Annotated in this window: 17 protein-coding genes; 2 read left to right on the top strand and 15 right to left on the bottom strand. The window is 61.2% G+C overall.

Annotation, left to right across the window (positions count from 1 at the left end; translation table 11 throughout):
- Positions 1-8: 8 nt before the first annotated feature.
- Entirely contained in the window at positions 9-356 is a 348-nt protein-coding gene (locus H3V04_RS02065) for an RNA polymerase-binding protein RbpA (RefSeq protein WP_198187043.1), read from the top strand.
- Positions 349-1,080 carry an HAD hydrolase-like protein gene (locus tag H3V04_RS02060; protein WP_198187042.1) on the top strand — a complete coding sequence of 244 codons (732 nt, stop codon included), beginning with the start codon at positions 349-351 and terminating at the stop codon, positions 1,078-1,080. Before H3V04_RS02065 ends, H3V04_RS02060 begins: the two co-directional genes overlap by 8 nt.
- A gap of 223 nt (positions 1,081-1,303) precedes the next feature.
- Here the strand turns inward: H3V04_RS02060 and H3V04_RS02055 are convergent, their stop codons facing one another.
- From H3V04_RS02055 to rlmN, 15 genes are all read right to left on the bottom strand, one after another.
- Positions 1,304-1,900 carry a MerR family transcriptional regulator gene (locus H3V04_RS02055; RefSeq protein WP_198187041.1) on the bottom strand — a complete coding sequence of 199 codons (597 nt, stop codon included), beginning with the start codon at positions 1,898-1,900 and terminating at the stop codon, positions 1,304-1,306.
- 13 nt (positions 1,901-1,913) lie between these two features.
- Entirely contained in the window at positions 1,914-2,357 is a 444-nt protein-coding gene (locus H3V04_RS02050; protein WP_015021766.1) for an FHA domain-containing protein, read from the bottom strand.
- Positions 2,358-2,363: 6 nt separating this feature from the next.
- The gene (locus H3V04_RS02045; RefSeq protein WP_198179559.1) at positions 2,364-3,197 is read right to left on the bottom strand and encodes a DUF881 domain-containing protein; all 834 of its coding nucleotides are present in this window, start codon (positions 3,195-3,197) and stop codon (positions 2,364-2,366) included.
- Between the two features lie 4 nt (positions 3,198-3,201).
- Complete coding sequence (locus H3V04_RS02040; RefSeq protein WP_015021764.1) at positions 3,202-3,534, bottom strand: small basic family protein; 333 nt, start codon at positions 3,532-3,534, stop codon at positions 3,202-3,204.
- 1 nt (position 3,535) lies between these two features.
- Complete coding sequence (locus H3V04_RS02035) at positions 3,536-4,492, bottom strand: DUF881 domain-containing protein (protein ID WP_198187040.1); 957 nt, start codon at positions 4,490-4,492, stop codon at positions 3,536-3,538.
- On the bottom strand, positions 4,485-5,099 hold the full coding sequence (locus H3V04_RS02030; RefSeq protein ID WP_198187039.1) for a CDP-alcohol phosphatidyltransferase family protein: 615 nt from the start codon (positions 5,097-5,099) through the stop codon (positions 4,485-4,487). The genes H3V04_RS02035 and H3V04_RS02030 overlap by 8 nt, the downstream gene beginning before the upstream one ends.
- A 4-nt stretch (positions 5,100-5,103) precedes the next feature.
- Positions 5,104-5,955, bottom strand: coding sequence for an ATP phosphoribosyltransferase (hisG, locus tag H3V04_RS02025; RefSeq protein ID WP_198187038.1), 852 nt, complete (start codon positions 5,953-5,955; stop codon positions 5,104-5,106).
- Positions 5,956-6,006: 51 nt separating this feature from the next.
- The gene (locus tag H3V04_RS02020; RefSeq protein WP_046322855.1) at positions 6,007-6,270 is read right to left on the bottom strand and encodes a phosphoribosyl-ATP diphosphatase; all 264 of its coding nucleotides are present in this window, start codon (positions 6,268-6,270) and stop codon (positions 6,007-6,009) included.
- Between the two features lie 31 nt (positions 6,271-6,301).
- Positions 6,302-6,967 (bottom strand): ribulose-phosphate 3-epimerase, encoded by a 666-nt coding sequence (gene rpe, locus H3V04_RS02015; protein ID WP_029678892.1) that lies wholly within the window; start codon positions 6,965-6,967, stop codon positions 6,302-6,304.
- A 90-nt stretch (positions 6,968-7,057) separates the two neighbouring features.
- On the bottom strand, positions 7,058-7,969 hold the full coding sequence (gene lgt / locus H3V04_RS02010; protein WP_045935325.1) for a prolipoprotein diacylglyceryl transferase: 912 nt from the start codon (positions 7,967-7,969) through the stop codon (positions 7,058-7,060).
- Between the two features lie 37 nt (positions 7,970-8,006).
- Entirely contained in the window at positions 8,007-8,906 is a 900-nt protein-coding gene (gene trpA, locus H3V04_RS02005; RefSeq protein ID WP_198187037.1) for a tryptophan synthase subunit alpha, read from the bottom strand.
- A complete protein-coding gene (gene trpB, locus H3V04_RS02000) occupies positions 8,906-11,011 on the bottom strand; it encodes a tryptophan synthase subunit beta (RefSeq protein WP_198187036.1) in 2,106 nt (701 codons plus the stop codon). Before trpB ends, trpA begins: the two co-directional genes overlap by 1 nt.
- A gap of 64 nt (positions 11,012-11,075) precedes the next feature.
- Positions 11,076-11,489: a phosphoribosyl-AMP cyclohydrolase gene (gene hisI / locus H3V04_RS01995; protein WP_198187035.1), complete on the bottom strand. Its 414-nt coding sequence runs from the start codon at positions 11,487-11,489 to the stop codon at positions 11,076-11,078.
- Between the two features lie 139 nt (positions 11,490-11,628).
- Entirely contained in the window at positions 11,629-12,405 is a 777-nt protein-coding gene (gene hisF / locus H3V04_RS01990) for an imidazole glycerol phosphate synthase subunit HisF (RefSeq protein ID WP_198187034.1), read from the bottom strand.
- Between the two features lie 114 nt (positions 12,406-12,519).
- Positions 12,520-13,707, bottom strand: a complete 1,188-nt coding sequence (rlmN, locus tag H3V04_RS01985; RefSeq protein WP_198187033.1) for a 23S rRNA (adenine(2503)-C(2))-methyltransferase RlmN — start codon at positions 13,705-13,707, stop codon at positions 12,520-12,522.
- Positions 13,708-13,741 lie beyond the last annotated feature (34 nt).

Below are 13,741 nucleotides of genomic sequence, written 5' to 3'. Positions count from 1 at the left end.
GAGGAATCATGGCAGAGCGCAGTCTTCGCGGCATGAGCATTGGGGCGAAGTCCCTGGAATCCGATCAGAATGTGGACTTCGCGGCACGCAGCGAGGTCGCCTATATCTGCCCCAAGGGCCATCGGACCATCCTGCCGCTGGCTGAGGGTGCTGAGGTGCCGCAGGAGTGGGAGTGCCGCTGCGGGCAGATCGCTCACCTTGAGGGACACGACGAGCAGGAGGCCGGCAAGACCGGCAAGCCGACCAGGACCCACTGGGACATGCTGCTGGAGCGTCGGTCCGAGGACGAGCTCAAGGCTGTGCTGGACAAGCGCCTGAAAATGCACCGCGAAGGATGGTTCCCCGACTATGAGTAAATCACCGCGCCGCCTGGTTCTGTTGGATCTGGACGGCACCCTGACAGCTTCTCATCCTGGCATTATCGCCTCTGTGATGCAAACTTTCAAAGAGCTTGGTCATCCTGTGCCCGATGAGAGCGCGCTTCGACGATTCATCGGACCAGCTATCGAAGTGTCCTTGCGCCACAACGGCATCAGAGAGGAAGACGTCGACAGGGGCGTTCAAATCTACCGGCACTACTATAGCGAGATAGCAGCATTCGAGGATCCCGAGCATCCTGGGCAACAGGTCCCTGGACGACTGCTCGCCAAGGTCTTCGACGGCATCCCCGAACAGCTGAGTCGTATGCGCGAACACGGTCTGACATTGGCTGTGGCCACCTGCAAACCCGAGTATCAGGCTCTGCCGGTCTGCGACCACTTCGGGCTGACACCACTGGTGGATGGTGTCTATGGAGCCAGTAAGGACTCCACACGGATCACCAAAGCCCAGGTCATCACCTACGCACTTGAGCAGCTTGGCTTCAATGCAAAACCCAGCGACAGGGCCCTTATGGTCGGTGACCGCTGGACAGATGCCGATGGCGCGCTGGAAACCGGCCTGGACTGCCTAGGATGCCGCTGGGGCTATGCCGAGCCCGGAGAACTGGAATCTCACGGCTGCTACCGAATCATCGAGCAGGTCGACCAGCTGTGCCAAGCTGCCGATGATTACTTCGACAACGACCATACCCAGCACTGAATCGGCCAGAACTGTATAGAACTGTTGCATCTATTAGGGTCACCAGAGATTACCTGGGTGGCCCTAATAAACAGACAATGATATCGCTGGAAAATCGCCGGGAAACGGCGAAATTGTAATCAAGACCTAATAGGCCGATAATGTACGTTATGTCATATTATTTATTGTTTTTCTCCCCTATTTAGCTCGCCATACGCTGTTCGCCAATGTTGTCCTCGTCGATTCATGCAGCCCGCTGACGCTGCTCATGCTGGTGCTCCAGACGCTGGCGCAGGCGCATGGCCGTCAGTTCATCGATGGGCCGCTCAGGCAGTCCCGGTGTCAGCAGTCCGGTAGTCAAATCCACATGATCGCAGGTCTGCAATTCTTGATCCATCCGATGCCAGATTGCGCCCACAGAGATAGCAAACACAGCACGCCCGGACTGCATCAGCGCGAAGACCTGATCCGGGCTTGAACATTCGGTGACCTCGTCACCGTCGCAGACCACGGTCACATGCTCAAGCTGACCGACGGTCCGCCGCTCAAGATAAGCCACAGTGCTCGTAGCGTTGACCAGGTTGACACCGGCATCCAGGAGGCGCTTGAGGACAGCCAGGATGACCACATCCTTGAAGGAATAAAGCCTACGTGAGCCTGAACCGTGCGAGGCCTTGATGGATGGCTCTACAATTCGTTTGCGGGCCCAATAATCCAGCTGCCGATAGGTGATGCCGGCAACCTTGGCCGCGACCGTGCCCCGGTAGCCCCGGGTCGTGCCCTCGGCCTGCTCAGGCGAAAAAAGCTCACCCTGGACCAGCGTCGGCGCCTCTTCGGCCATGTCAAGCCCCCTGTCAGTTCTTGGAGATGACTGCCCGATTATCGAAGTAGACCAACCGGAACTTGCCGATCATGATCTCGTCGCCGTTGTGCAGGTCGGCCTGGTCCACGCGTTCACGGTTGACGTAGGTGCCGTTGAGACTGCCCGTGTCCTCGACACGGAAGCCATGATCGGTCCGAACGAAAATGGCGTGCGCGCGGGAGACCGTCGAGTCGTCCAACAGAATGTCCGCCTTCGGATCGCGCCCCACACTGACCTGATCCTCGTCCAGCAGATAGCGCGATCCCGACACCGCTCCCCTGGTAGAGATCAATAGGGCTGTACCCTCAGGCAATCGGGCCATGGTCTCCAGGTCGTCCTTGGTCAGTGGACGGTCACCGTTGGAGGTGACTGGAATATTCAGGGCCGGCATGCCGATGATGGTCGTCTCGCCCGCAGTGGGAATAGGTTCTGTCATAACTGCCTATTCTACAGGCTTTGCATACTGATAATCCTGCACGCGTCGAACCTGGTCGATTTTGACACTATCGGACTGGTCCACTGATACGGATGCATGGAATTGCACCTTGATCCGCGAGCCCACTCCCCCGGCTATCTGAATAGCATTCTGCAGGCTATCCGGATCCCCGATGGCCTTGACGACATAGGGACTGTGCAGCTTGGCGTGGTCGCACTGCAGGCCGGTGCGGGTATCCAGCAGATAGGTGTTGGTGACCACCCGGACATCGTTGAAGGATATGACCTCAGCCCCGGCATTGCGCAACTCCTCGATCAGGTTGAACATGGTCGAGGCATCCACGCGGTCGCTGTCCTCAGTGACCGTTACGACCACTCCCCTGCCCTGGGCCGGCAGCCGTCCGGACAGGATGCCGCTGCTCTGTTCGTTCTGTTGGGCGATGCGGGCGGCCTCCTTCTGCTTGTCGGCGGCGGACTTGATGGAGGTCAGCTGCTGGTTGAGCTGGCTCTTGCGCTCCTCCAGCTTGTCGACCTGGTTGCTGGTCTCGTCCAGCACCCGTACCAGCTCTTCCTCGGACAGGCTCTGGTAGGAGGACTGATTATTGCGCACCTGGACCGCGTACCCGAAGCCCAGCAGGGCGCACATAAGGGCCACCAGGACGCTGGTGACCAGCCTGACCCTGGTGGCGTTGGAGTTGAGTGTGCGCAGAGGCCGCCGACGAACCACCGGGAAAGCACCGGTCTGCGTGTCGTCGGATGGAGCCCTGACCCGTCCAGGCCGCCTGGGCGGAATGCTCTCGGGCATCTGTTCATCGCGCTTTTTCCTGAGGGTGTGTCTCATGTGCTCACCCCTTGAAAATGAACCGTCGGATAGCGGAGACGTTGGAGAAGATGCGGATACCCAGGACCACGATGACGGCCGTGGACAGCTGGGAGCCCACACCCAGCTGGTTGCCGAGGAAGACCAGAAGAGTGGCGGTGATCACGTTGGAGATGAAGGAGACCACGAAGACCCGGTCCGAGAAGCTGCGCTCGAAGTAGGAACGGACCGCGCCCATCAACGCGTCCAGGGCCGCCACCACCATGATGGGCAGGTAGGGCTGCAGGACGATGGGAATGTCGGGCTTGAGGAAGATGCCCGCCACCACACCTAGGATCAGGCCGAGAATTGCCGACATGTCAATGACTCCTTCCGGCATAGGACAGATTGGGCAGACCTACAGCGTTCAGGTTCAGGCGCCGCTGCTTGGTCACATTGACGGTGATGTTCGCGTTCTTCAGGTCACGCAGGCGAGTCTGCAGATCGCTGCGAGCCATCAGATCAGACAGAGCACTCTGGTCGCCGATGGCCTCGATCTTGTAGGGTGCCTCGATGGAGGCAGTCCCCACCAGGATGGTCTGACCGGCCGTGCGCACGGAGGTCTGCGTTCCTATTCTATTGCCGTTGATGGCGATGGCCTCGGCTCCCGCAGACCAGAGCTTGGTCAGGAACCACTGCAGGTCCTGGTCCGTGACCAGTTTGATCTGATCAGCGTTGTCCCGGGAATCCTTGGAGGCTATCGGGTTGGCCAGGGTGATGACGATGCCCTGTCCCTGCACCTTGCTGGTGCCATTGGTCAGATCGTCGGCGGTCTGGGTGCTGTTCTGGCCTTGGCCGCCCACTTGACCCGACAGTGTGTCGATATTGCCGTTGAGGTCGGAAATCTGTCCGTTGAGGTCGTTGGCACGCTTGCTGACCGCTTCCACCTGGGTTATCAGCTTTTCGCGCACCTTCTGACGTGGGTCCCGGTGCAACACCTGAACTATACCCGTGCCGGCCAATCCGACCAGCACACAGATGACGAAGACCAGGATCCTGTTGATCCAGACGCTCAGGGGCGACCTGCGCTCAGCGGGCAGCAGGCGGGCATCCTCGAACATGGGATCCATGGGACGGTTGGTCAGATCATCGATCAGCCTCAGGGACTCATCGGCCATGCGACGACGAATGGACTCCTGGGCGGGTTCGGAGCTCTCCTGATCCACATAGTGACGGTCCAGACCAGCGGTGGAATGTGAAAAAGCCGCCCGGCGGTGAATCAGGGCACGGTCGGGCGGCACGGGGAAGGATTCAGGCGTCATCTGTGGCTCAGTCATGATGGCCGTCCCGACGAAGCAGTCCAATACCTTGACGTGCGTATATCAGCCCCGCCAGCCAGTAAAGCGCCACACCCCAGATGACAGCCGCAAGAGCCACAAGATGGAAGAAGTGGAAGAAGGCCGAAGTGCCCACATCCGCAAAGATCAGGGCAGGTATAGCCAGCATGAGCACGGCCGTCCCGGTCTTGCCAGCGAAGTGGACCGGCAGAGGGCCATAGTCGTGCTGGGCCAGCGCCAGAACCAGCAGGCCCATGAGCACATCCCTCACACCGACCAGGGCCAGAAGCCACCAGGGCAGTATGGAGGCGATGCTCAGGGCAAGGACGGAGCAGAGAATGAGCAGGCGATCGGCAACCGGATCCAGGATCTGCCCCAGCTTGCTGACCTGGTTGAACCTACGGGCAATAATCCCATCCACCCCATCCGACAGGGCCGAAATCAGCATGACCACCAGGGAGATGATCAGATGGCGATTGGCCACCAGGTAGGCAATAAGGGGTATGGACAGGATACGGAGCATGCTGATCACATTGGGTACCGTGAGAATCACGGACCGCGGCTCAGGGCTGTACCTGCTGCGTGAAATTCGATCGATCAGTGCCATCCGACTACATTCTAGAAGCTTGAAGGGCTGTTACAAGGATGGCACGCGCACCAATCTCATAGAGCCGGTCCATGAGGTTGTTCACCTGGTCCCTGGGGACCATGGCCCTGACAGCCGCCCACTGCTTGTCATGCAGGGAGGAGACCGTCGGCGACTCGTACCCGGGCGTGATGCCTACAGCCATGGCTACACGCTCGACCGGGATGTCGTAATCCATCAGTACATAGCGGCGGGCTGTCAGCACACCTTCCAGCCTACGGGACATGACCGCCAACCGTTCATCATTCGGATCCAGGCGTGGCGACCTGATGAGAATCCCTTCCGACTTCAGAATGGGATCACCGAAGACCCGAAGCCCGGCGTTGCGCAGGGTGGTGCCGGTGGAGACCACATCGGCGATCAGGTCGGCTACTCCCAGCTGAACCGACGACTCCACTGCCCCGTCCAAGTGGATCAGTTCGGCCTTGAGCCCCTTACTGGTCAGGTAGTCTTCAAGAAGCCGGTCGAAGGTGGTGCCGATCCGCTTGCCGTCCACGTCCTGCAGGATGTTGATGGAGCTGGCCTCCGGAGCGGCAAACCTGAAGGTGGAAGCGCCGAATCCTAGCTGGGCGACCTCGACGGCCCCGGTACCCGAATTCAACAGAAGATCACGCCCGGTGATGCCCAGATCGATGGTTCCCAGGCCGACATAGACCGCTATATCGTTGGGCCTTAAGTAAAAGAGCTGGATGTCGTTGTCGACGTCGTCGACCACCAGCTGCCGATCGTTGGAACGCAGACGATAGCCGGACTCTGACAGCAATCTCCATGCGGGCTGGGACAACATGCCTTTATTGGGCACCGCGACCTTCAACACGGCAACCTCCTAATTGCGGAAGCGAATCTACAGCGGAATGGGATTGGGGGGTCACAGGTACCTGTAGACATCCTCCAAGGTAATGCCCCGATCGATCATCATGACCTGGATGTGATACAGCAGCTGGCTCATCTCCTCAGCCGTCCGCTCCTTGCCCTCATACTCAGCGGCGATCCAGGTTTCTCCGGCCTCTTCATTGATCTTCTTGCCGATGAAATGCGTGCCCTTGTCCAGCTCGTCAACAGTCAAGGATCCTTCTGGGCGCTCCTTGGCCTTGGTCGTGAGCTCCTCAAACAACCCATCGAAGGTCTTCATCTGGCTATCTCCGTTCTTCCTGCAAAACCTGTCAATCCTTGTAGCTTACCTGCGCGGCCTGCCTGATCTGGTCAATGGCCTTGGCCGGGTCGTCGGCACCGTAGACCGCAGAGCCTGCCACCAGGACATCGGCTCCAGCCTCTGCGACGATGGGGGCCGTGGTGGGGCTTACCCCGCCATCCACCTGGATATGGGTCTTGAGTCCGCGGGCGGTGATCTGGTCACGCAGGCGGCGGGTCTTGGGCATCTGATTGTCCAGGAACTTCTGGCCGCCGAAGCCTGGCTCCACGGTCATGACCAGAATCATGTCAAATTCATCGAGAATATCGAAAATAGGCTCCACGGGTTCGGCAGGGCGCACGGCCAGACAGGCCTTGACCCCCATGTCGTGCAGCTGGCGCGCCAGACGGACCGGGGCATGGACGGCTCCGGTGTGGAAGGTGACGGAGGCGACACCCAGCTTGGCGAATTCAGGGGCCCAGCGGTCGGGGTCCTCGATCATCAGATGCACGTCAACCGGCAGGTCGGTCACCTGGCAGATGCGCTCCACTACGGGTTCGCCTAGCGTCAGGTTGGGAACGAAATGGTGGTCCATCACATCCACGTGGACCATATCGGCATTGGCAATAGCCTTGAGATCCCGCTCCAGGTTGGCGAAATCGGCGGAAAGAATGCTTGGTGCTATCTGAATGCTCATGAAGATTATTCTATGTTGTGCGGAAGACTGGCGGCACCGGTTTGTAGCTCAATTACACAGGTCCCGACCCTTGGGTGGTCGACCCCCGCCCTACTTGCTCCGGGCCTCGGATTCCTGACGGACCTCAAGCTCGGTGATGGTCCTCAGCTTTTCGGACAGCAGGGAGGTCGGCTTGCCCTTGCGCCCGATGAGGACGAAGGCTGCAGCCGCCAGGAAGAAGACCGTCATGGACACCCAGACATTGATCCTGACCCCCAGGAATTCATGGGCGAAGTCGATGCGAAGGGCCTCGATCCAGGTGCGCCCCAGGGTGTACCACATGACATAGAGGGCGAAGAGGGAGCCGGCCTTGAGGACGTTCACCGCCTTGTGGCCGATCCAGACCAGGAGGGCCGCGCCGATCAGATTCCAGATCATCTCATAAAGGAATGTTGGCTGGAAGAGGGTGCCGGTCGGGCAGGTGGCCCCGTCATAGCACTGTTCGCTGCTGCCGATGGCGGAACCCGCCGCGTCGATTTTCAGACCCCAGGGCAGCGTGGTGGGAGCCCCGTAGAGCTCCTGGTTGAACCAGTTGCCCAGCCGCCCGATGGCCTGTGCCACCAGAAGGGCTGGAGCCACGCTGTCGGCCAGCAGGGCGGTCGGGTAATTCTTGTGACGGCACCAGGCCCAGGCCGCCAGAGCTCCCAGGAGGACCGCACCCCAGATGCCCAGGCCTCCACGCCAGATGCGCAGGATATCCGCTGGGTTGCCATCGGCTCCGAAGTAGCGTTCGGGGGTGGTGATGACGTGATAGAGCCTTGCGCCGACGATACCGGCCGGTACCGCACAGATGGCGATGTCCAGAATCTGGTCGGTCCGGCCACCCTCCTTCTTCCAGCGTCTGGCCGTGATCCAGGCAGCCACGATGATGGCCAGAAGCATGGTCAGGGCATAGAACCTGATGGTGACCGGCCCCAGTTGGAAGCTGGATATTCCCGGCGATGGAATGTAGGCAAGCGTCATAAAGCCCCAATCTAGCCCCTGGACCTTACAGCCCCATTCACTTCCTGGCCTGGGATATGCCCCAGCGCAGGTCGGAGCAGATCTCGGCCAGGGCCTCAAGAGCCTTTCTGCGGTCCTTCCGCGGCCTGCCCTCGTCATCCAGAAGACAGTGCACCAGGGCCGAGCCGACGATGACCCCATCCGCGTAGGCGCCGACCTGGGAGGCCTGCTGGGCGGTCGAAACCCCGATGCCCACGCACACATACGGAGCTCCCGCATGCCTGACTCTCGCCACCAGGTTCTGAGCCGAGTTGGACATGCTGGTTCGTTCGCCGGTCACGCCCATCCGGGAGGTCGCGTAGACGAAGCCCCTGGCGGCTCGGGAGGTGAGCTGCAGACGTGCATCGGTGGAGTCTGGCGAGACCAGATAGACCCGGTCAAGGCCATAGCGGTCCGACTGCTCTATCCATTCCCCGGATTCGTCGACGATCAGATCCGGGGTGACCAGCCCGGACCCGCCGGCATCGGCCATGCGCCGCGCAAAATCGGCTACCCCGTGATGCAGAATCAGATTCCAGTAGCTCATGACCAGAGCCCTTGCACCGTCCGCCTGGACCTGGCGGACAGCATCGAAGACACCCTCGACCTTGACACCATTGTCGATGGCGCACTTGCTGGCCGCCTGGATGACCGGACCATCCATGACCGGGTCGCTGTAGGGCAGTCCGATCTCGAGGATGTCGACCCCGCTTTTCACCATGACCCGCATGGCTTCCAGGGATGTTGGCACATCGGGGAATCCGTAGGGGAAGTAGCCGATGAAGGCCGGCCTGCCCTGCTGACGAAGGGCCTGCAGCGTGGATGCCACCGGGCTGGCCGTGCGACTGAACCCCTTGGGCTGTGCGGGCTGGACCGGCTGGACGGGGGCTTTCTGCCATTGCCATTGCTGGTTGACCATCAACGGGCCTCCTCTTCTGCTTGATCGCTCTTGCTGTGCCCGGCCTGGGCTTCCAGAGCGCTGGCCTCCTGCTCGGACAGGTAGCCGAACCATCTGCCCGCCGTGGCCACATCCTTGTCGCCCCTGCCCGAGATGTTGATCAGAATGACAGGATTCCTGATTCCCTTGCGCAGAAGGTCGGTGGCCGCCTTGCTGGCTCCGGCCAAGGCGTGCGAGGACTCCAGGGCAGGGATGATGCCCTCGGTCCGGCAGAGGTCGCTGAAAGCCTGCATGGCCTCCTTGTCGGTCGCATAGTCGTACTTGACCCGGCCCATGTCGTGCAACCAGGCGTGCTCGGGCCCCACCGAGGCGTAATCCAGGCCGGCGGAGATGGAGTAGGTGTCCATGGTCTGGCCCTGGTCGTCCTCCAGCAGATAGGACTTGGTCCCCTGGAAGACGCCGACCTGTCCTGTGCCTGGCGACAGGCGGATGGCGTGCTTGCCCGAGCTGGGCCCGTCTCCACCGGCCTCGTATGCGTAGAGGGAGACCCGGGGATCGTCCAGGAAGGTGTTCATGATGCCTATGGCGTTGGAGCCTCCACCCACGCAGGCCACAACCCCGTCAGGATGGTCGATGCCATATGCGGAAAGCTGTGCGGAGGCCTCTTCGCCGATGATCTTCTGAAAGTCCCTGACGATGGTCGGGAAGGGATGGGGGCCGGCCACCGTGCCCAGCAGGTAGTGGGTGGACTCCACGTTGGTCACCCAGTCGCGCAGGGCCTCGTTGATGGCGTCCTTGAGAATTCTGGTCCCGGTGGTCACCTCCACTACTTCGGCTCCCAGCATCCGCATCCTGGCCACGTTCAGGGCCTGCCTGCGGGCGTCGATTTGCCCCATGTAGATCCGGCACTTGAAGCCCAGGAGGGCGCAGACCGTAGCCGTGGCCACGCCGTGCTGACCGGCTCCGGTCTCCGCGATGACGCGGGTCTTGCCCATGCGCTTGACCAGGAGCCCTTGACCCAGGGCGTTGTTGATCTTGTGGGCGCCCGTGTGGTTCAGATCCTCCCTCTTCAGGAATACCCTGACCTGGCCGCCGACCCGATCGCTGATCAGCTTGGCGAACCTGGGAGCCGGCGTCAGAGCCGAGGGACGCCCCACATAGACCCGGTTGAGCCTGTTCAACTCCTCGCGGAAGGCCGGATCGGCCTTGGCCTCCTTGTAGACGCGCTCCAGCTCGTCAAGGGCACCAACCAGGGCCTCGGGTACGAAACGTCCGCCATATGGGCCGAAATAGGGACCGTCATGGGTCGACAGGGGCCTGGCCTCGGCGGCCTTGAAGCGGTGACCGGCCTGAACCAGCAAGCGGACGGTGCCCTCCCGGTCCTGGGAGGTGACCAGTCCTTCTCCTATCAGGACCGCATCGGCCCCGGCCCGGGCGTACCGCTCAAGCTCGACCGTGCCGAACACTCCGGACTCGGCCACCTTGACCACGTCCTTGGGCAGGTTGGAGGCCAGCCGGGCATACTGGTCGATGTCGACGCTCAGGTCCTTCAGATTCCGGGCGTTGATGCCGATCACCCTGGCGCCGGCCGCAATGGCCCGCTCGATCTCCTGTCGATCATGCGTCTCGACCAGAGCGGTCATGCCCAGTCTCCCGGCCAGGTCGAGCAGGTGCTTGAGACGGGTGTCATCCAAGGCCGCCACAATCAACAGGATCATATCGGCCCCATTGGCCCTGGACTCCCAGACCTGGTAGTCGGAGACAATGAAATTCTTGTTGAGCACGGGAATGCCCACGGCCTGCCTGACCTGCCGCAGATCCTCCAAGGACCCCAGGAAGCGTCTGCCCTCGGTCAGCACCGATATGGCAGAGGCACCCCCGTTGGCATACTGCCGGGCCAGTGCGGCGGGATTCTTGATGTCGGCAAGATACCCCTTGGAGGGCGAGGCGCGCTTGATTTCCGCGATGATCGGAATGCCGACGCTCTCCCTGAGCAGTCGGGCTGCATCAAGGGGTTTGCGCTTCATACTCCTGACCTGTTGCTTGAGGCTTTCCAAGGGAATCTTCTGTACCCGGCCCCTGGCATCCTCCACGGCGCCGGCCACCAGTTCATCCAAGACGGTCATAGAGCCCTTCCCTCCAGTTTTTTGTGTGCTCCCTGCCACAACCTTAGCGTCTTTCTGCACTGGATTACCCTTCCTCGCTCTGCATTTGTGCCTGCGTACGGTTGCCCTGCAACGCGGGCAAGGGTCCTCCGGCCTCGAAACACGACCTGTGTCCGGTGTGGCAGGCCGCCCCCACCTGGTCTACTTCGATAAGCAGCGCGTCCCCGTCGCAGTCGATGCTGACTCCCTTGACGTATTGGACGTGCCCGGAGGTGTCTCCCTTGCGCCAGTATTCCTGCCTGGAGCGGGACCAGAAGGTGACCCTACCCGTGGTCAGGGTCCGTCTCAAGGCCTCCTCATCCATGTACCCGACCATTAGCACCTGACGGCTGTCATACTGCTGGACCACAGCGGCCACAAGTCCCTTGGCATCCTTCTTGAGCCTGGTCGCTATGCTCGGATCCAAACGTGCTTCCCGGTCCTTCGAAGACTGTGACATTGATCCTCGTTCTCCTGATTTGTTCGACATGACCTTGTCGGTTGATTGTCTATGGTATGGGTATGGTTCCCCGATGGCTGCCGACAGGGCTTACAAATGCCAAGCACCGTGCGGTGCCGAAATTATCTGCGGGATTGGTTTAGGCCTGCCATCGAACCGGATACCCGGCCGTATGAAGCGCCTGCTTGACGTCCTTGATGGAAACCTGGCCAAAATGGAAGACGGAAGCCGCCAGAACCGCGTCGGCCCCGGCCTTGACAGCAGGAGGAAAATCGGCGGCCTTGCCTGCCCCTCCACTGGCGATGAGCGGAAGTGATACGGCCTTGCGCACGTCGGCGATCATCTCCAGATCGAAGCCCTGACGGGTGCCGTCCGCATCCATGGAATTGAGGAGTATCTCACCGGCCCCGAGCTCCTGGGCCTGCTTGACCCAATCGATGGCATCGATGCCGGTGGACTGGTGGCCACCCATGGCGGTCACCTCATATCCTGAGGTAATGCCCTGTGCATCAGACCGGCGGGCATCGACCGAAAGGACCAGAACCTGGCGGCCGAACCGCTGGGCGATGTCTCCGATGACCTGCGGATTGGCGATGGCTGCCGTGTTGATGCCGACCTTATCGGCGCCTGACCGCAGGAGGGTATCGACATCCTGCGGGTTGCGCACGCCTCCGCCGACGGTCAGCGGAATAAAGATCTGGTCGGCGGTGCTCTTGACCAGGTCCACCATGGTGGCCCGTCCGCTGCCCGAAGCGGTCACATCCAGGAAGGTCAGTTCGTCGGCTCCCTGGCGGTAGTAGGCCGAAGCCAGTTCGACCGGATCACCCGCATCGCGCAGATTCTTGAAGTGGACGCCTTTGACCACACGGCCCTGGTCGACATCAAGGCAGGGAATGACACGAACCGCTACCGTCATGCGACCTGCCTTCCTACCTGAACCGATTTGTTTGAGTCACGACCTTAGCTTCTGCAGTGTCCGAAAATCATGACATGTCCACACTATGGCATGACCACATTGCATAACGCTGAATCATGCCTGAAGTTTGACGGCCTTGGCTGCCAGCTGCCCACAAGCACCGTCGATGTCAGATCCGCGGGTGTCCCTCATGGTTGCAGTGATGCCGGCCTTGTGGAGGATGTCCAGGAAGCGTTGCTCATCCTCGGGCTTGGAGGCAGTCCAGCGAGATCCCTCAATCGGATTCAGGGGTATGGGGTTGACATGAGCCCAGTCGTCCCCGTAGTGGTTGAGGCGCTTGGCCAGGAGGCGGGCATGCTCGGCCTGGTCGTTGATGCCGCGCATCAGGGCGTACTCGATGCTGACCCGCCTGCCGCTGGCCAGATAGTAGTCGTGGGCCGCGTCCAGGACCTGGGTGGTGTTGAAGCGGCGGTTCATGGGAACCAGTTCGTCGCGCAGCTTGTCGCTGGGGGCATGGAGGGAGACGGCCAGACGGACCGGTATTCCCTCTTGGGTCAGCTTGCGAATGCCGGGGACCACGCCGACCGTGGAAACGGTGATGTTCCTGGCCGAGATGCCGAATCCCTTGGGCGGCAGGGCGCTGATCTGCCTGACTGCGGACAGGACAGCCCGGTAGTTGCCCATGGGCTCGCCCATCCCCATGAAGACGATGTTGCTCAGGCGCCCCGGACCTCCGGCAACCTGTCCGGACCGCATCATCCGGGAGGCGGCCCTGACCTGTTCCAGAATCTCGCCGGTCGACATGTTTCGGGTCAACCCAAGCTGACCTGTGGCGCAGAAGGGGCAACCCATGCCGCAGCCGACCTGGCTGGAGATGCAGAGGGTGGCCCTGGAGGGGTAGCGCATGAGCACGGACTCGATCCTGGACCCGTCGAAGAGCTCCCAGAGGGTCTTGATGGTCGTCCCCTGATCCGCCTTCTGAACGGTGACCGGGGTGATCAGCTCGGGGAAGAAGCGGTGTGCGGCCTCCTGGCGGCTGGCCGAGGGAAAGTCCGTGAAGTCGTCCGGGTTGGTGGACAGATGGTTGAAGTAATGGTTGGCCAGCTGCGAGACCCGGAATTTAGGCAGGCCCATTTGAGCGCAGACCTCTTGGCGCTCCTTCCGGTCCATGTCGGTAAAGTGGCGCGGCGGCTTGCCTCGTCGGGCATGGTCGGCAGCCAGAACGTCCCGGAAGGCGCCATCCTTGCCTCCGGGGGTGATGCCGGTCTCAGGCTCGGCACCGGTCAAATCGACATCTGTCATACCTCTACCTCATCCTGTATCAGTCATCCGACCA

Source organism: Bifidobacterium sp. M0353 (assembly GCF_016100645.1).
GTDB lineage: Bacteria > Actinomycetota > Actinomycetes > Actinomycetales > Bifidobacteriaceae > Bombiscardovia > Bombiscardovia choladohabitans.
This window is presented reverse-complemented; position numbering and strand designations above follow the sequence as displayed.